15 protein-coding genes and 2 pseudogenes are annotated in these 18,631 nt (G+C 52.8%); 9 read left to right on the forward strand and 8 right to left on the reverse strand.

Annotated elements, in window-relative coordinates; all coding sequences use genetic code 11:
* Window positions 1–12: 12 nt before the first annotated feature.
* The 6 genes from ABIB59_RS03355 to fruB all read right to left on the reverse strand — a co-directional run bounded on the left by ABIB59_RS03355 (window position 13) and on the right by fruB (window position 7,295).
* Window positions 13–1,263 (reverse strand): NupC/NupG family nucleoside CNT transporter, encoded by a 1,251-nt coding sequence (locus ABIB59_RS03355; protein ID WP_039079960.1) that lies wholly within the window; start codon window positions 1,261–1,263, stop codon window positions 13–15.
* Window positions 1,264–1,359: 96 nt separating this feature from the next.
* Window positions 1,360–2,295 (reverse strand): pseudouridine-5'-phosphate glycosidase, encoded by a 936-nt coding sequence (locus tag ABIB59_RS03360; protein WP_039079959.1) that lies wholly within the window; start codon window positions 2,293–2,295, stop codon window positions 1,360–1,362.
* Window positions 2,288–3,223: a pseudouridine kinase gene (locus ABIB59_RS03365; protein WP_039079958.1), complete on the reverse strand. Its 936-nt coding sequence runs from the start codon at window positions 3,221–3,223 to the stop codon at window positions 2,288–2,290. The genes ABIB59_RS03360 and ABIB59_RS03365 overlap by 8 nt, the downstream gene beginning before the upstream one ends.
* Before the next feature lie 299 nt (window positions 3,224–3,522).
* Window positions 3,523–5,211, reverse strand: coding sequence for a PTS fructose transporter subunit IIBC (gene fruA, locus ABIB59_RS03370; RefSeq protein WP_317077044.1), 1,689 nt, complete (start codon window positions 5,209–5,211; stop codon window positions 3,523–3,525).
* A gap of 15 nt (window positions 5,212–5,226) precedes the next feature.
* Complete coding sequence (gene fruK / locus ABIB59_RS03375; RefSeq protein ID WP_039079956.1) at window positions 5,227–6,165, reverse strand: 1-phosphofructokinase; 939 nt, start codon at window positions 6,163–6,165, stop codon at window positions 5,227–5,229.
* The gene (fruB, locus tag ABIB59_RS03380; RefSeq protein ID WP_039079955.1) at window positions 6,165–7,295 is read right to left on the reverse strand and encodes a fused PTS fructose transporter subunit IIA/HPr protein; all 1,131 of its coding nucleotides are present in this window, start codon (window positions 7,293–7,295) and stop codon (window positions 6,165–6,167) included. The genes fruK and fruB overlap by 1 nt, the downstream gene beginning before the upstream one ends.
* 384 nt (window positions 7,296–7,679) lie before the next feature.
* Between fruB and ABIB59_RS03385 the strand changes: the two are divergent.
* Both ABIB59_RS03385 and ABIB59_RS03390 read left to right on the forward strand, forming a co-directional pair.
* Window positions 7,680–8,063, forward strand: a pseudogene (locus ABIB59_RS03385) (isocitrate lyase/phosphoenolpyruvate mutase family protein).
* 49 nt (window positions 8,064–8,112) lie between these two features.
* Window positions 8,113–8,250 (forward strand): annotated as a pseudogene (locus ABIB59_RS03390) (MGMT family protein); the annotation flags it as partial.
* Here ABIB59_RS03390 and ABIB59_RS03395 read toward each other — a convergent pair.
* Window positions 8,247–8,501: a YkgJ family cysteine cluster protein gene (locus ABIB59_RS03395; protein ID WP_354034012.1), complete on the reverse strand. Its 255-nt coding sequence runs from the start codon at window positions 8,499–8,501 to the stop codon at window positions 8,247–8,249. The pseudogene ABIB59_RS03390 and the gene ABIB59_RS03395 sit on opposite strands and share 4 nt — an antisense overlap.
* Before the next feature lie 145 nt (window positions 8,502–8,646).
* On the opposite strand from ABIB59_RS03395, the gene yeiP reads away from it, so the two are divergent.
* Window positions 8,647–9,219 carry an elongation factor P-like protein YeiP gene (gene yeiP, locus ABIB59_RS03400; protein ID WP_039079953.1) on the forward strand — a complete coding sequence of 191 codons (573 nt, stop codon included), beginning with the start codon at window positions 8,647–8,649 and terminating at the stop codon, window positions 9,217–9,219.
* Window positions 9,220–9,288: 69 nt separating this feature from the next.
* On the opposite strand, the gene uxuA is transcribed toward yeiP, so the two are convergent.
* Window positions 9,289–10,479 carry a mannonate dehydratase gene (uxuA, locus tag ABIB59_RS03405; RefSeq protein WP_039079952.1) on the reverse strand — a complete coding sequence of 397 codons (1,191 nt, stop codon included), beginning with the start codon at window positions 10,477–10,479 and terminating at the stop codon, window positions 9,289–9,291.
* Window positions 10,480–10,682: 203 nt separating this feature from the next.
* On the opposite strand from uxuA, the gene ABIB59_RS03410 reads away from it, so the two are divergent.
* The 6 genes from ABIB59_RS03410 (at window position 10,683) to ABIB59_RS03435 (ending at window position 18,631) form a co-directional block, all read left to right on the forward strand.
* Window positions 10,683–12,149, forward strand: a complete 1,467-nt coding sequence (locus ABIB59_RS03410) for a mannitol dehydrogenase family protein (RefSeq protein ID WP_125124173.1) — start codon at window positions 10,683–10,685, stop codon at window positions 12,147–12,149.
* Between the two features lie 115 nt (window positions 12,150–12,264).
* The gene (locus ABIB59_RS03415; RefSeq protein WP_108702303.1) at window positions 12,265–13,242 is read left to right on the forward strand and encodes a CobW family GTP-binding protein; all 978 of its coding nucleotides are present in this window, start codon (window positions 12,265–12,267) and stop codon (window positions 13,240–13,242) included.
* Between the two features lie 42 nt (window positions 13,243–13,284).
* Entirely contained in the window at window positions 13,285–13,977 is a 693-nt protein-coding gene (locus tag ABIB59_RS03420; protein ID WP_039079950.1) for a phosphatase PAP2 family protein, read from the forward strand.
* Window positions 13,978–14,411: 434 nt separating this feature from the next.
* Complete coding sequence (gene mepS, locus ABIB59_RS03425; protein ID WP_039079949.1) at window positions 14,412–14,975, forward strand: bifunctional murein DD-endopeptidase/murein LD-carboxypeptidase; 564 nt, start codon at window positions 14,412–14,414, stop codon at window positions 14,973–14,975.
* A 195-nt stretch (window positions 14,976–15,170) separates the two neighbouring features.
* Entirely contained in the window at window positions 15,171–16,727 is a 1,557-nt protein-coding gene (pdeN, locus tag ABIB59_RS03430; protein ID WP_354034015.1) for a cyclic di-3',5'-guanosine monophosphate phosphodiesterase PdeN, read from the forward strand.
* Between the two features lie 95 nt (window positions 16,728–16,822).
* Complete coding sequence (locus ABIB59_RS03435) at window positions 16,823–18,631, forward strand: extracellular solute-binding protein (RefSeq protein WP_354034017.1); 1,809 nt, start codon at window positions 16,823–16,825, stop codon at window positions 18,629–18,631.

Below are 18,631 nucleotides of genomic sequence, written 5' to 3' on the forward strand. Positions count from 1 at the left end.
CGTGCCGTTGACTCAGGCAAGACCGATAAAGAACCCGGCGATGGTGGCACTCATCAGGTTAGAGAGCGTTGCCGCCGCCAGCGCCCGCATCCCAAGCTGGGCGATTTCCGGCGCGCGTTGGGGAGCAATCGCGGAAAACGCGCCAACCACCACGCCAATGGAACCGAAGTTGGCAAACCCACACAGCGCAAACGAAATAATGGCGATGGTTTTGACATCCAGCGTGCCGCCCGCTTGCAGATAAGGGGAGAAATTGAGATAGGCAACGAACTCATTGATCGCCAGTTTCTGCCCGATCAGGCTGCCAGCCAGGGTCGCATCGTGCCAGTCCACGCCCATGATCCACGCCAGCGGTGCCAGCGCATAACCAAAGATCCCTTCAAGCGTCGCGTTGCCGAAACCGAACCAGCCGCCCACACCGCCAATAATGCCGTTCAACAGCGCGATGATCGCCACAAATGCCATCACCACCGTCGCCACACCGGCGGCAATTTTTAGCCCGGTCATCGCGCCGCTTGCCGCCGCTTCGATAATGCTTTTTGGCGGTGTTTCGGTAAACGAAAGATTTTCAAACGTGACCTGTGAGTCTTCGGTGGCCGGGCTCAGCATACGGGCAAACAGGATACCGCCCGGAATTGCCATGAGTGACGCGGCCAGCAGGTAATCAATCGGCACCCCCATTCCTGCGTAGCCGATCATCATCGACCCGGCAATTGACGCCATCCCGCTACAGATAGCGGTAAACAGTTCGTTGCGATTGAGCTTATGAATAAACGGCTTCACGATAGCCGGGATTTCATTCTGCCCGAGGAAAATCGTGGTCACGGCGACAAAGGATTCGATTTTGCTGATCTTAAGCGCTTTCTGGAAAATCCCACCCAGAATGCGGATCAACAGCCCCATCACGCCAATATAGTAAAGCAGGCTGATTAAGGCGGTAACGAAGATGATCGCAGGCAGCACGCGGAAGGCAAAAATAAACCCGGCGCCGTCAAACAGCACATCCATTTTCGGCCCGACCAGCGACCCGAAAATAAAGGCACTGCCCGCGTCGCTGTAGGACATCACTTTATGTACGCCCAGCGCCGCCTGCTCAACCAGCCATTTGCCCGGCGGGAAATAGAGCATGATCCCGCCGATAGCGATTTGCAGCAGCAGCGCCGCGCCAACCGTGCGTAAACTAATGCGTTTTTTATTTACTGACAGCAGAAAAGCGATGGCCAGTAATACCACCATACCCAGAAAACTTCTCATTATATCCATAATGATTTTCCCTTCATGCCAGGAAACCCGGCGTAAACGCCAGGTTTTGGTATGTCTGATATCCCTGCGGGCGACCGCTCACTGCCCGCGCCCGGTTTATGCGAGACGTTGGTACTCTTTTGCGATTTCACATGCCAGCACGGCGTTGTTGAACACAAGCTGAATGTTTGATTTCAGGCTATCGCCGCCGGTTAGCTCGGCTACACGAGCCAGCAGGAACGGCGTGCTCTCTTTACCGACCACGCCCTGCTCTTCGGCCTCTTTCACCGCCCGATCAATAGCGGCGTTGATTTTCTCTTCCGCCATCGCAAACTGTTCAGGAATCGGGTTAGCTACCACCAGGCCACCGTTAAGGCCGGTTTGCCACTTCACCGCCATGGCACGCGCGATCTCTTTAGCGCTGTCCAGACGAATGCTGACCTCAAACGGGCTGGTACGGCAGAAAAACGCCGGCAATGATTTGGTCTGATAACCAATTAACGGTACACCGAAGGTTTCGAGATATTCGGTGGTCAGGCCGAGGTCGAGAATAGATTTCGCCCCTGCGCAAACGACCGTGACATTAGTGTGCGCCAGCTCCTGCAAATCCGCGGAAATATCGAAGGTATGTTCGGCACCACGGTGAACGCCGCCAATGCCCCCGGTCGCAAAAACTTTAATACCGGCCAGCGCGGCAATAATCATGGTGGATGCCACCGTGGTTGCGCCATTTAATCCAGCGGCGACCACAAAAGGTAAATCCCGGCGACTGACTTTTGCGACGCTGTGCCCTTCACGGCCTAATAATTCAATTTCCTCTTTCGTCAGACCAACTTTCATGACGCCTTTAATAATGGCGATAGTTGCCGGCACCGCACCGTGCTTGCGAATAGTCTCTTCGACTTCAATTGCCGTTTGCGCATTTTGCGGGAACGGCATACCGTGAGAAATAATTGTCGATTCCAGCGCTACAACCGGTTTATTATTTTCGAGCGCTTCTTTTACTTCCGCAGAGATATGCAGTAATTCAGGGGAAATCGTTAATTCAGACATCTTGTTTCTCCACTAGCGATGTGACTTTTGAAAAAGATAAGTCAGGATTATTGGTATATTCGGACGCCAGAGCCATAGACGAACACCCTTGCGCAAAACGGACCGAATCGATAAATGAAAAACCTTCTACCCAACAGGCCGCCAGACCCGCCATCATGGCGTCACCCGCCCCGGTGACATTAACGACCTGGGTTTTAATCGGAGGTGACCACCCACTTACGCCATCGCGCTCGCTGTAATAAACGCCGTCGCCGCCCATGCTCAGTACCAGCCGTCGCAGACCGCGAGCATGAAACCATTCGGCAACCTTTCCTACATCGTCGCGCCCGGAAAGCGTAATGCCACTGAGCGTTTCGGCCTCAAGGCGGTTGGGTTTCAGCGTATGAATCTGTCCCAGCCAGTCGCGTATTTTGACGCATTTCCAGGCGGATACCGGGTCGATGAAAACAGGCGTATCTCCCGCATGTGTCAGCAGCCAGGCGAGCGCGTCTTCACTGATATTGCAGTCGGCAACAATTACGCTGGCGTCGCGAATAAAATCGATATGTTTTGCCAGGAAATCCGCAGACAAATGATCGGTAATATTCATATCGTTAATGGCTACCAGCATTTCGCCGGTATTATCCAGGAGCGATAAATAACTCGATGTATTTTCACCTGCAACAATAAGACACTTTTCTATTCGGACACCGGACTGACTGGTTTGATTTAAGAGAGACTGGCCATAAAAATCATCGCCCACCACGGTGAGTAGCCATGACTCAGTTCCCAGCAACGCCAGATTCTGTGAAATATTACGCCCCACACCGCCCGGCGTGAATTTTATTTTCCCCGGGTTGGAATCCGCGTAATTCAATACACCATGTGAATAGCCCGCCACGTCCATATTTGCAGAACCAATAGTGATTATATAATCCTTTTTACGCATAAAACGCCCTCTGGCAAGAAATGCCATATTAATGAGATCGTCGAGACAACAATTCGTTTATCGTCTGGTTGCGAAACCTTATTAGAGCACATGTTTATTTTTGAACATGTGTTTATCGTAAGCCGAATTTGCGTAAAGTAAATACGCCCCCACGAGCGAAGGTGAATAGATATGAAGGTCATCACAAATTTATAAGGATTGAGATTAAAACACGTTACAGAAATGAGATGCGGGGCACAGAAGGCGGGGAATAAAAAAAGGGCCGGTTTCCCGGCCCCTTTATGACTCAGTCAATCATATTATGCGGCTTTGGCAACAGCTTCGGTTTCCGGACGTTTCAGGAACGCATAGACCAGACCTGCCAGCAGGGTACCTGCCACGATAGAGAGCAGATAACCCACAACCGGGGTGATTGCACCTGGAATCAGCAGAACGAACAGGCCACCGTGCGGTGCCATCAGTTTCGCGCCAATCGCCATGGAGATAGCCCCCGTCAGCGCGCCACCGGCGATACAGCATGGCAGAACACGCATCGGGTCACGTGCCGCGAACGGAATCGCACCTTCGGAGATAAAGCACAGGCCCAGAACCAGCGCCGCTTTGCCCCCTTCCTGCTGCCCTTTATCGAATTTCTTACGGGCAACAATGGTCGCCAGACCCATCGCCAGCGGCGGCACCATACCGGCAGCCATGATGGCGGCCATCGGTGCGTAAGTCTGCGTACTCAACAGACCAACACCAAAGGCGTAGGCCGCTTTGTTCACCGGACCACCCATGTCGGTACACATCATGCCACCGAGGATTGCACCCAGCAGGACAGCATTCGCCGTACCCATGGATTGCAGCCATGACGTCAGACCTGCAAGGATACCCGCAACCGGTTTACCGATAAGGTAGATCATCGCCAGACCAACAATCAGGCTTGAGAACAGCGGAATGATCAGGATCGGTTTCAGCGCTTCCATGCTTGGCGGCAACTTAACGCCTTTACTGATGGCTTTCGCCAGATAACCCGCAAGGAAACCGGCAATAATACCGCCGATAAAGCCAGAGCCGGTACTTACTGCCAGCATACCGCCAATAAGACCCGGCGTCAGACCCGGACGGTCAGCGATGGAGAAGGCAATGTAACCGGCCAGCACCGGCACCATCAGAGCAAACGCAGACCCACCACCGATTTGCATCAGCGCGGCAGCCAGCGTATCCGGCGTTTTAAATGCGGTAATACCGAAGGCAAAGGACAGGGCGATACACAGACCACCGGCAACAACCATCGGCAGCATGTAAGAAACACCGGTCAGCAGGTGGCGATAGGCGCCCGCACTCTCTTTTTTACCTTCACTGCTCGCAGATTGCGTACCGCCGCTCGGCTGATACGTTTTCGCTTCGGCTTGCGCTTTGTCTAATTCCTGCGCCGTTTTCTTCAGTGCCAGGCCTGTAGTCGTGCGATACATCGGTTTGCCAGCGAATTTCGCCAGATCCACTTCGATGTCAGCGGCGACGATCACCAGATCGGCTTGTGCCACTTCTTCCGGCGTGATGGCGTTACCCGCGCCAACAGAGCCGCGTGTTTCCACTTTCACCCACCAGCCGCGTTTTTTCGCTTCGGTTTCAATGGCCTCTGCCGCCATAAAGGTGTGCGCAACACCCGTCGGGCAGGCGGTGATAGCCACGATACGTTTCGGACCACTGTTGGACGTCACCGGTGTCGCCGCCGGAGCCGTGTACGGAGAAGCGTGGTTCTTTGCTTCACTTAAAAACAGTTCCGGATGAGCCACAGCGCGATTGATGTCGCCCAACCAGACTTTCTTGCCGCTCAGCGCGCTGTCAGCCGGCACGCGGGAGCCCAGAACGATCGCCAGTTCAGCTTCACCGGGGTTGTCGATAAACTGCAAATTCGCTTTTTGTGCCGCTGCGCCTAACAGGCTTTTCGCCATATATGCGCGAGCTTGACCGAGTTCAGAATCAATTATCAGCAGCGTTTTCATTATGCTCTCCTGCTGTTAGTTAAAGGGTTTTAAGTCAACACGCGCCATCATCGCGGCTAACTGGGTACGATCGGTAATACCTACATTGCTCTGGCTAACGGCCAGTGCTGCCACGGCAGTGGCCAGGCGCAACGTATGTTCACTGGACTCTCGCATTAACAGGCCATAAATCAGACCGCCAACCATTGAATCCCCTGCGCCAACGGTGCTTACCACCTCCATTGACGGCGGTTTGGCGATCCATTCGCCCGAAGCGTTAACCCACAACGCCCCTTCCGCGCCCAGTGAAATAACCACATGGGCAATTCCTTGTTCACGAAGCGCATGCGCCGCGTCGATCACATCTTTCAATTCCGGTAATTTGCGACCAGCCCAAATTTCGAGTTCGCGACGGTTAGGTTTAACCAGCCACGGCGCAGCTTTCAGACCAGCAACCAGCGCATCGCGGCTGCTGTCGAAAATGATGCATGGGCACTGGCTGCGCAGGCGCGTCATCCAGTCGGTAAAGGCTTCCGGGCTCACACCCGATGGCAAGCTGCCGCTGACACACACCATGTCGAACTGACCCAGCCAGGTCAGAGAGTCTGCAACAAAACGTTCCCAGTCTGCCGGCGTCACTTCGAAGCCGGAGAAGTTGAAGTCAGTGACTTCGCTGTCTTTTTCCGTCAACTTCACGTTGATACGGGTACGGCCCTGAACAATCTGGAAGCGGTTAGCAATACCCAGTTCGCTGAACAATTGCTGGAAACCGTCCTGGTTGTCTTTACCCAGGAAGCCGCCGACGGTCACGTCGATGCCCAGATCTTTCAGCACTTTCGCCACGTTGATACCTTTACCTGCAGCATGCAGGCCGGTAGTGCGAACCAGGTTCACTTCACCGCGTTCAATTTCCGGGGTATACCCGACCAGATCATAGGCAGGGTTAAGGGTAATAGTAGCGACACGTCTGCTCATTATGCGCCCTCCCCCAGACCGGCAGCGATGGCTTCGCCAATCGCTTTCAGCGCCTGTTCAGCATCATCGCCCTGTGCGGTGAAGCGCAGACGGTGACCTTTCTTCACGCCCAGCGCGACCACTTTCATCAGGCTACGACCATTGGCGGATTTACCGGTACCGTCGAGGTTAGCGACAGTCACTTCGCTATTAAATTGTTTGATGGTATTGACCAGCATGGTGCCCGGACGGGCATGAAGGCCATGTTCGTTGCGTACAACAAACTCGGCGGTCAGCAGGTTGTCAGCAATAGCGTCATCGCTGGTCAACAGTGCCAGCAGGGTAGCGGCATCTGCGCTCAGAAGACGGTCAGCTTTATTGTCGAGCAGCAGATTGCTCAGACGTTTGAGCACGGCAACCGGCTGGTCATCAGCCATTGCTACGCTGACCAGCAGCGCAACGCTTTCACCATTCACATCAAATGCTTTTGCAGCACGGCTGACAGCCACCGCGCTCGCCAGGTTGCCCTGTGCGCTGTCGTTCAGCCAGATCCCCTGACCAAGATTCAGCGGTTGTTCGTTAATCGCGCGTGCCACATAGACAGCATCAACCGCGCCCGCTTCTTTCAGCCGCGCAGCGTTCAGCGCCTGCAGCGTCACGAGGTCGCTGGCGACAACGTCAAGGCTCAGGGTATCGTTATCCAGTTTCAGCGACGCCACTTGCTGTTCACCCATCAGCAACGCACGCAGTTCTTCTGCTGTGGTCGCCGATTGCAGTTGTGCAGCAACGGAATCATCGCTCAGGACGTGGGTTAGCTGACGCAGCAGGCCCAGGTGTTCATCAGAACTGGCGGCAATACCGATAGCCACATAGGCGACCTGGCCTTCCCCCCAGAGAATGCCTTGCGGAAACTGGAACACTTTGACACCGGTTTTCAACACCTGGTCGCGGGTATCAGTCGTCCCGTGAGGAATGGCGATCCCGTTGCCAAGGAACGTTGACGTCTGCTGCTCACGCGCCAGCATGCCATCAACATAACCACCGGCGACGTTGCCTGCTTCTGCCAGTGCGGCAGCAATCTGACGAATCGCCTCTTCTTTCGTCCCGGCCTGCTGGCCCGGATGGATGTCCTGAACGGATAACTGGAACATGTAAATCCTCTCCTGCTGAACTGAATCGTTTCAGCTAACTTGAGAAATAATGCGCCACCCTGAAATGTGTTGAAAACAAGATGACGCTGAAACGTTTCGAGAAGTCTTGACTTTTCCGCTTCAGCAATCAAGAAAAGTCTCGTTTTTGATTGCAAAATTACGATCTACTGCACATTTCACTCCCTGGCATCCCATTTTTGCTGAACAAAGCTGACCGTCTTTTTAGGTCACATTCAGCCCCCATCAGCACAGCAGTATCGTTGAAATGTTGTTCCGTTTTTGTGAGCAAAAAAGAGAGGGGAAAAATACCTGTCCGTTTTTCGGTTGTTGCCCGTCACGCCTTATCGGTACCGATAAGCGGCCATTCAACAGAGGATTGTGATGATGAATTTTGCCCTTTTACACCGACAAGACGGCCCGTTACTGATAGCAAATGTCTGGGATGTCTCCAGCGCCAGAGCCGCACAGGCCTCGGGTTATCAGGTAATGGGCATCTCCAGTGCCGCCATTGCCGCGATGTAAGACTATGACGATGGCGACGGCATCACCTTTGCAGTATTCCACCACCTGATCGTCCGTTTACGGGCTTGCTGCCCTCTGCCGCTGACCGTTGATATGGAGTATGGCTATGGTGAAAGTCATGGGCAGATTATCGACAACCTGCTCACGCTGGCTGAACTCGGTGTCGCAGGCATTAACCTGGAAGACAGCCGTGTTCAGCAAGGAAAGCGGATGTTGAGGATTCTGCTGAATTTGCATCACTACTGAACGCCATTCGCCAGCGCCTTGCTGATGAACAACACAGTCTGTTCATTATCGTATTGCGATTGTCATCCCCTGCCACCGGATCCCTGGCAAGGACGATGCAATGACAGGCTACGGCGGCGGTATTGCGCGCAAGAAATGGTTAATAGAGCATGAAGCGAAATATCAGCACAGCGCGGAGTCGCCTTAAGGTGCGGTCGCGGCTTCCAGATTAATCAGGAAAGTCATGGCCGCCTCCCGATTGCTGAAACACATGCCAGCGCTCGGTTGCAGGCTGGCGCAGACCGCTGGACGTAGCGGGGAGCCGAAAATTTTACACGTGTTGTCATCCGCCAGTTGGACACAACGCGTGTTGGCCGGCTTGCCCTGTGGCATACCGGGGATAGGACTTGAAATCGAAGGGGCGATACAGCACGCTCCGCAATCCGTACGGCATTCCATAATCACGACTCTCTGTTGGGCTGGCCGCCAAACTACCTGTTTTCCCCGCCAAACGCAAAACTCAGCGATTCCACTTGCCTGTAAAGGCCCTCGCGGGTACTTTGTCGCGATATTTTCGTTATTTTTAATTTACAGGATCCCACTGATGCCAAGAGCGAACGAAATCAAGAAAGGTATGGTGCTGAACTACAACGGCAAGCTGCTGATTGTAAAGAATATTGATATTCAGTCACCGAGCGCCCGCGGCGCCGCAACCCTCTATAAAATGCGTTTCTCCGATGTGCGCACCGGCCTGAAAGTCGAAGAACGTTTTAAAGGTGACGATATCGTTGATACCGTGACTCTGACCCGCCGTTTCGTTGACTTCTCGTATGTTGATGGCAACGAATACGTGTTTATGGATAAAGAAGATTACACGCCGTACACCTTCACAAAAGAGCAGATCGAAGAAGAACTGCTGTTTATCCCGGAAGGCGGGATGCCGGATATGCAGGTGCTGACCTGGGATGGCCAACTGCTGGCGCTGGAATTGCCGCAGACCGTTGATCTGGAAATTGTTGAAACCGCACCGGGCATCAAAGGCGCGTCAGCCAGTTCACGTACCAAACCGGCAACCATGAGCACGGGTCTGGTGATTCAGGTTCCGGAATACCTGACCACCGGCGAGAAAATCCGCATTCATATTGAAGAAAGCCGTTATATGGGCCGTGCGGACTAAGCCAGCCTGTAAAAGTAAAAAAGGACAGTGAAAACTGTCCTTTTTTTATTTCTGAGCGAAGCTAACGGATTACAACAGGTCGCGGAACAGCGTTTTCTTAAGCGCCAGTTCCACGCCGCGCACTTCCGCCATCCCTTTCAGACGACCAATCGCCGAATAGCCTGGGTTGGTTTTCTTACGCAGGTCATCGAGCATCTGATGACCGTGATCCGGACGGAACGGAATCGGGCGCAGGTCGCCGGCTTTCTTGCGGCGTTGCTCTTCACTCAGGATCGCCGCCACAACCGAAACCATATCCACATCGCCCTGCAGGTGCGCAGCTTCATGGAACGTTTTCGGGTTATCTTCACGGCAGGTAGAACGCAGGTGCGTGAAGTGAATACGGTCGCCGAACGTCTCAATCATGTTCACCAGATCGTTATCGGCGCGTACACCATAGGAACCCGTGCACATGGTGAAACCGTTATTGATGCTGTCGACCGCGTTTTTCAGCCAGTGCATGTCCTCAATGGTCGAGACAATACGCGGCAGGCCAAGGATGGGACGCGGCGGATCGTCCGGGTGTACCGCCAGACGCACGCCGACTTCTTCAGCCACGGCAACAATCGCGCGCAGGAAATAAGCCATATTTTCGCGCAACTGATCTTTGTTGATGCCATCGTATTCCGCCAGACGGGCACGGAACTGATCCAGCGTGTACCCCTCTTCCGCACCCGGCAGACCAGCAATAATATTGCGCGTCAGTTTTTCAATTTCCGCTGCGCTCATCGCTTCAAAATAGGCCTGCGCCTGCTGCTGTTCTTCTTCGGTGTAATCAGCCTGCGCACCGTCGCGTTTGAGGATATAAAGTTCAAACGCAGCAAAAGCAATCTGATCAAAACGCAGCGCTTTAGAGCCGTCCGGCAGTTCGTATTCCAGATCGGTACGCGTCCAGTCGAGGATCGGCATAAAGTTGTAGCACACGGTATCGATGCCACAGGCTGCCAGGTTGCGGATGCTTTGCTGATAGTTAGCAATCCAGGTGTCATACTGTCCACTGTGCGTTTTGATATCTTCATGCACAGGAATACTTTCCACCACCGACCAGGTCAGCCCTTTTTCAGCCAGCAATGCCTGACGCTGTTTGATTTCTTCTACCGGCCAGACCTGACCGTTGGGAATATGGTGCAGTGCCGTCACAACACCTGTTGCGCCAGCCTGACGCACATCATCTAATGAAACCGGATCGTTCGGTCCGTACCAACGCCAGGTTTGTTCCATCGCCTCATCCTCAAAGTTGTTATACCAATACCGCAAAGCCCATGACGACTACCATACATGTTTAACGGAGAGGGTCAAACGCCGCCGCAAGAATGATTGATCCAGCTCACATTACCCGGATATTTCAGGCACACCAATTCAATTTGCTGTCATATAACTTTACACTGCATATTGTTAATTAATGGTTAAACAGGTGTATTTCAATGCAAACAATTGCCTCCGTAACGCTGCCAGAAACGGTGCAGTTACCTCAATATGATCGCCGTTCATTGCGTTCGCGCATTGTTCACTTCGGTTTTGGCGCCTTTCACCGCGCGCATCAGGCACTATTGACTGACCGTGTGCTGAACGCGCTGGGGGGCGACTGGGGCATATGCGAGATTAGCCTGTTCAGCGGCGACCAGCTTATGGCGCAGTTGCGCGCGCAGGATCATCTGTACACCGTGCTGGAGAAAGGGGCTGAAGGGAATAAAGCCTACGTTGTTGGCGCGGTTAACGAATGTCTGAATGCCAAACTGGACTCACTGGCGGCCATTATTGAAAAATTTTGCGAACCGCAGGTAGCCATTGTTTCCCTGACCATCACCGAGAAAGGCTATTGCATCGACCCGGCAACCGGCAAACTGGACCTCACTCAACCGCGCATTGCCCATGATCTGCAGGAGCCTGGCGAACCGCATTCCGCACCAGGCATTCTGGTTGAAGCGCTCGCCCGTCGACGTGAGCGCGGCCTGCCCGCCTTTACGGTGCTGTCTTGCGACAATATTCCGGATAATGGTCACATCGTGAAAAACGCGGTACTGGGTATGGCACAAACCCGTTCCTCCGAGCTGGCGCAGTGGATTGATACGCATGTCAGTTTCCCCTCAACCATGGTGGACCGTATCGTGCCGGCCGCTACTGACGAATCCCTGGCGGAAATTGCCGCTGAATTGGGGGTTGCCGATCCCTGTGCCATCAGTTGCGAGCCTTATATTCAGTGGGTCATTGAAGACAACTTTGTTGCCGGTCGTCCGCAATGGGAAGTGGCAGGGGTGCAACTCGTACAAGACGTTCGCCCGTGGGAACAGATGAAGCTGCGTATGCTGAACGGTAGCCATTCGTTCCTCGCGTACCTGGGGTATCTGGCCGGGTTTGCCCATATCAGCGATTGTATGCAGGATGAGGTTTTTCGCCGTGCCGCACATCAGTTGATGCTAGGTGAACAGGCCCCTACGCTTGCTATTACCGGCGTGGACCTCAACGCATATGCAGACAATCTGATTGCCCGTTTTTCTAACCCGGCGCTTAAACATCGCACCTGGCAGATAGCGATGGACGGTAGCCAGAAACTGCCGCAGCGTATGCTGGATAGCGTTCGCGTACATTTACAGCGTGAAAGCCACTGGCCGTTGCTGGCACTCGGCGTGGCAGGCTGGATGCGCTATGTCAGCGGAACGGATGACGCAGGCGAGGCCATTGATGTGCGCGATCCTCTGGTCGATAAGTTACGGGCTATCGTCGAGACCAGCAGTGAAAGGGAGCGCGTTGGGGCGTTGCTGGCGCTCAGTGAAATCTTCGGTACAGATTTACCCACCGACCCGCGTTTTGTGAATGCCATCGACAGTGCATGGCAACAGTTGCGCACGCAAGGGGCGCACCAGGCGGTGCGTAACGCCCTGCAGATTTAACATTTTCTGCCATTAAAAGGGGCGGAAAGTGCTTTCTCCGCTCCTGCCCTTCTCTTTTTTGCCAATTTTCGCCAGGATTGTCGCACTTATTATTGTGCGTAATGCTGGAGTAAACGTGACGAAAACAAATCTGATTACTGGCTTTCTTGGCAGCGGGAAGACGACGTCCATTCTCCATATGCTGGCAAATAAAGACCCCAACGAAAAATGGGCCGTTCTGGTCAATGAATTTGGCGAAGTGGGCATCGATGGCGCGTTACTGGCGGACAGCGGGGCCTTATTAAAAGAGATCCCCGGCGGATGCATGTGCTGCGTGAACGGCCTGCCAATGCAGGTTGGCCTTAATACGCTATTACGTCAGGGTAAACCCGATCGTTTACTGATTGAGCCTACCGGCCTGGGCCATCCAAAACAGATTCTCGATATGCTCACTGCCCCGGTCTATGAACCCTGGATCGATTTGCGCGCGACCTTGTGCCTTATCGACCCACGTCAGTTGCTGGACGAAAAAGTGACGGGTAATGAAAACTTCCGCGACCAGCTTGCGGCGGCTGACATCATTGTCGCTAATAAAGAAGACCGCGCCAGCGTCGAGAGCCAACAGGCACTGGAAGTATGGTGGCAGCAACATGGCGGCGACCGTCTGCGTATCAACGCCACACAGGGAAATATTCCCGTGTCGCTGCTGGATAACCCACGCCGCAATCTGCGCGCACTTCCCACCAGTGCCGAACATCATCACCACACCGGCGAACGAAAAGGACTGGCGGCGCTAAGCTTGCCTGAACATCAACGCTGGCGACGCAGCCTGAATAGTGGCCAGGGTCATCATGCGTGCGGTTGGATTTTTGACGCAGATACGCAGTTTGACACCATTGGTTTACTTGAGTGGGCGCGCCTTGCGCCAGTCGAACGCGTCAAGGGTGTAATGCGTATTCCCGAAGGGCTGGTGCGTATTAATCGCCAGGGGCTGGATCTGCATATTGAGACGCAAAATGTCGCGCCACCGGACAGCCGTATTGAATTAATTACCGCCTCCGAAGCGGACTGGAATGCCTTGCAGGCCAGTTTGTTGAAGCTTCGTTTAAGTTAAGGACACTACTGTTTTGCCCGTATTGTTCAAAAATGGATAAAGATGAAGACTCGTTTACCGCTTATTTTTTTGCTTAATGTCGCTGGTTTTGCGCTGTTCCTGTCCTGGTATTTACCGGTTAATCATGGATTCTGGTTTCCGCTGGACGCAGCAATTTTCCACTTCTTCAATAACGGCCTCGTTGAGAACCGTGCCTTCCTGTGGCTGGTCGCGCTGACCAACAACCGCGCCTTTGACGCCTGCTCGCTCATTGCCATGGGTTGCCTGATGCTGTCGTTCTGGTTGCGTGAAGACAGCGCCGGACGTCGCCGGATCGTCATTATTGGCCTGACTATGTTGCTGTTTGCGGTGGCTATTAATCAGCTCGCGCAATTGCTTATTCCCGTTAAACGCGAAAGCCCGACACTCTTTTTTAGCGGCATTCATCGGGTCAGTGAATTACTGGATTTCCCGACCAAGGATGCCTCCAAAGACAGTTTCCCGGGCGATCATGGCATGATGTTGCTTATTTTTTCTTCTATCATGCTGCGTTATTTCGGTAAAAAAGCGTTCGCCATTGCCCTGATTATTTTTGTGGTTTTCGCATTCCCACGCGTGATGATTGGCGCCCACTGGTTTACCGATATTGCTGTTGGCTCTCTTTCTGTGGTGCTGATTGGCCTGCCGTGGTGTCTGATGACACCACTTAGCGACAAAATAATTAGCCTGTTTAATCGTTACCTACCGGGAAAATAAACAACTTTTATACAATTTAATAACATGGATGTACGCTAATCATCAGGGATCGTTTTCGATCCCTGATGCAAATTTGTCAAAACTTCGCCTTTTCTGTCATCCCCCTGTCATAACAATCACTATTCAAATTAGCGATTTGCATGATTCTTAACCTAAATTGCCGCTTTTTTAGCCATTCCTGATAATTAACTTTCTGTATCATAATTTCTTATAAAAAATCGCAGAAAAGCGCTCGCAATGCCCGTAGTGATAGGGTAATCTCGGGTCTGCTTTGAGCTAATGAGCAATTATTCTCATAACAAATAAATTTGTGCGTTCATCCACAGATTTGACCACGGGTAATTGTCTCATTGCATACAGCTAATTACTCTCGCTGCGTTGGCATTTTTTATAACGATATTTATCGTTAAGGACTTCAAGGGAAAATAATTAACATGGTCAAATCTCAGCCGATTTTGAGATATATCTTGCGGGCGATTCCCGCGGTAGCAGTGGCGGTTCTGTTATCAGCTTGTTCAACAAATACCGCGAAAAACATGCATTCTGAGACGCATGCTGTGGGCGAAGATATCTCTTCACTGCAAGCCTCTCAGGATGAATTTGAAAATATGGTGCGTAATCTGGATGTGAAAAATCGCATCCTCGATCAATATGCTGACTGGAAAGGTGTACGTTACCGCTTAGGCGGCGACACCAAGAAAGGTATTGATTGTTCCGGCTTCGTCCAGCGCACTTTCCGTGAGCAGTTTGGTTTAGAATTACCGCGTTCAACCTACGAACAGCAGGAAATGGGTAAGTCGGTATCACGCACCAGTTTGCGTACCGGTGACCTGGTGTTGTTCAGAGCAGGGTCAACGGGTCGCCATGTAGGCATCTACATTGGCAATAACCAGTTTGTCCATGCTTCGACAAGTAGTGGTGTGGTGATTTCCAGTATGGATGAACCTTACTGGAAGAAGCGCTACAACGAAGCGCGCCGCATATTGTCCCGCAGCTAACGCATGTTTTCGCCGGTTATCCCTTGGCTGGCGCGAAACGATAAAAGAACACTGCTTCGGCGGTGTTTTTTTATACCTATTTTTCTTGCCTGTTTATATGTCTCATTAACACTTTCCAGGCTATATTCCAGGAAATCAAATAGAGCAATCGCCTGGCTTTTTTTCGCTCAAACTCGCCAGATATGGATATAAGTGATGTTGACCCGCAACTTTTCCGCCAGCCGGAAAATTCTTCTGTTTAGCCTTCTGGTCGGTCTCTTCGCGGCTATTGCCGTTAGCGGGATTCATTTTTTAGTTGTTCAGAAGAAACATGAGCAAAAGATGAATGCCGTACTCGCGGGCATGCAGCACTGGCTCACAGACTATTTTAGCGATATCAAAACCACCGCTGAGACGCTCCAGCCGCTAACGCTCAATGAGTGCGCTGATGTCGCCAGTGAACTGACCTCGCGCGCCGCTTTTAGCACCAATGTTCGCGCATTTTTATTAGTCAAAAACGATAACGCATTTTGTTCTTCCGCTACGGGCGTGATGCACGTACCGATGAAGGATCTCCTGCCGGAAATTGATCTGCACAAAGACTTTGATATGGTCATTTTGCACGGCACGCCAATGTTGCCGGACAAACCGGCGATTGCAATGTGGTTCCGCAGCCCCTTGCTTGATGACCGTGGCGTTTTCGTATCTCTCAATGTCAACCTCACCCCTTTCCTGCTGTATACCTCACAGCAACAAGAACTGAGCGGTATTGCACTCGGGATCGGCCACAACGCGATCTCCACTTTTTCGACGGGTCTTGTTGATCTACGTACCCTGAAAGCCACACCGTTTCGCACAGCGCATCTTGCTGGCTTTCCGCTGACCATTAATCTTTATACCGAAACCTGGGAACCCGAAGACGTACAGCTTGCCCTGCTGTTTGGCGGCATGGTGGGCACGCTTGCGGGTTTACTGACGGCCTGGTATCTCTATATCCGAATGCGTCCAGGCAAAGAGATCCTTACCGCCATTAAACAGAATCAGTTTTATGTGGTGTACCAGCCAGTGATTGATGCCAGTGAATTACGGGTGCGAGGTGTCGAGGTGCTGATGCGCTGGAAGCACCCCACCGCCGGCGAGATCCCACCAGATGCGTTTATCCAGTATGCCGAGGCGCAACAGCTAATCGTGCCGCTGACGCTGCACCTGTTTAAGCTTATTGCCCACGATGCGCCAGTCTTGCAAACACTGCTGCCACAGGGGGCCAAACTGGGTATTAATATCTCGCCCGGCCATTTGCATGTCGAAAGTTTTGCCAGGGATATTCGCCAGTTTACCCATTCCCTTCCGGCCGACTATTTCCGCCTGGTGCTGGAAATCACCGAGCGGGATATGTTGCGCCAGAATGAGGCGGTGAAATTATTCCAGTGGCTGCGTGATGAAGGTTATGAAATTGCCATTGATGATTTCGGCACCGGTCACAGCGCACTTATCTATCTTGAACGTTTCACCGTTGATTATCTTAAAATTGATCGTGGCTTTGTGAATGCCATTGGTACTGAAACCGTCACGTCACCGGTGCTTGATGCAGTGCTGACGCTGGCGAAACGTCTGAATATGGCCACCGTGGCAGAAGGTGTCGAAACACCAGAGCAGGCTCGCTGGCTGCGGGAACATGGCGTTAATTTTATGCAGGGTTACTATTTCAGCCGCCCAATGACACTTGAGCAATTCACAATGTGGCATCCCCCGCAGTTTTCATCACGACTTTAGGCCGTTAACTATTTCACAACGGGCGCCCCCTCCCTTATTATTCAATGAGAAAACGTTGGTGCGCCCGGAGCGCCACAGGTAAAGGATCCCGCCCGATGAAGTTTGTGCGCCTGTTTATTTTGAGTTTGCTGCTGGTAGGCACCGTTAGCCATGCGCAAACCATTAAAGAGAATTACGCGTTTGCCGTTATCGGCGAGCCCAAATATGCCATCAATTTCTCACATTTTGACTATGTGAATCCCGCTGCGCCTAAAGGCGGCAATATTACGCTTTCCTATATCGGTACGTTCGATAGCTTCAACCGCTTTGCACTGCGCGGTAACGCCGCCGTGCGCACCGAGTCGCTCTATGACAGCCTGTTTACCACCTCTGATGATGAACCGGGCAGCTACTATCCGCTGATTGCTGAGGTGGCCCGCTACGCCGATGATTATTCATGGGTCGAGGTCTCGATCAATCCGCGCGCCACCTTCCACGACGGCTCACCTATTCGGGCCAGCGATGTGGCATTCACCTTCCATAAATTCATGACCGAAGGGGTGCCGCAGTTCCGCCTGATCTATAAAGGCACCACGGTAAAAGCGATCTCCCCGTTAACCGTGCGTATCGAACTGGGTGAACCGGGCAAAGAGAACATGCTTAGCCTCTTCTCACTGCCGGTTATGCCTGAGAAATTCTGGAAAGATCATAAACTCAGCGACCCGCTATCGTCCCCTCCCCTCGGGAGCGGCCCTTATCGCATCACCAGTTGGCGGATGGGACAGTACGTGACCTACTCGCGCGTGAAGGACTACTGGGGCGCGACGCTGCCGGTCAATCGCGGGCGCTGGAATTTCGACACGATTCGCTATGACTATTATCTGGACGACAATGTCGCCTTTGAGGCCTTTAAAGCTGGCGCGTTCGATATGCGCACCGAGGGCAGTGCAAAAAACTGGGCGACGCGCTATATCGGCAGCAATTTTGACCGTGGCTATATCATTAAAGATGAGCAGCCAAACACCTCCGCGCAGGATACCCGTTGGCTGGCATTTAATATCCAGCGACCAGTGTTTACCGACCGTCGGGTACGTGAAGCTGTCTCGCTGGCCTTTGATTTTGAGTGGATGAACAAGGCGCTGTTTTATAACGCCTACAGCCGCACCAACAGCTATTTCCAGAACACGGAATATGCCGCACGCAATTATCCGGATGCCGCGGAGCTGACGCTACTGGCGCCGATGAAAGCCGACCTGCCGCCGGAGGTTTTCACCTCTATTTATACTCCACCCGTCTCCAAAGGCGACGGCTATGACCGGGAGAACCTGCTGAAAGCGAGTGAGCTACTCAAGCAGGCAGGCTGGGAAATGAAAGACCAGAAGCTGGTGAACTCCCAGACCGGTAAACCGTTCGTTTTCGAGATGCTGCTGCCTTCTGGCGGGAACAACCAGTGGGTGTTGCCGTTTCAGCACAACCTGGCGCGGCTGGGTATTACGATGGAAGTCCGCCAGGTCGATAACTCGCAGATAACCAATCGTCTGCGCACCCGCGATTACGACATGATGCCGCGCGTGTGGCGGGCAATGCCGTGGCCCAGTTCCGATCTGCAAATCTCCTGGAGTTCGCAATACATCGATTCAACCTATAACTCCCCCGGCGTGAAAAGCCCGATACTGGATAAACTGATCGCGCAAATTATCCAGGCGCAGGGAGATAAGCAAAAACTGCTGCCGCTGGGGCGGGCGCTCGACCGGGTGCTGACGTGGAATTACTACATGTTGCCTATGTGGTATATGGCAGCCGATCAGGTGGCCTACTGGGACAAGTTCTCTATGCCAGGCATTCGCCCCGTCTATTCACTCGGTTTCGACACCTGGTGGTATGACGTGAACAAAGCGGCAAAACTGCCCGCAGACAGACGCTAA

The sequence above is a fragment of the Citrobacter sp. UYEF32 genome (assembly GCF_040546205.1).
In the GTDB taxonomy this organism is placed as follows: Bacteria; Pseudomonadota; Gammaproteobacteria; order Enterobacterales; family Enterobacteriaceae; genus Phytobacter; species Phytobacter diazotrophicus.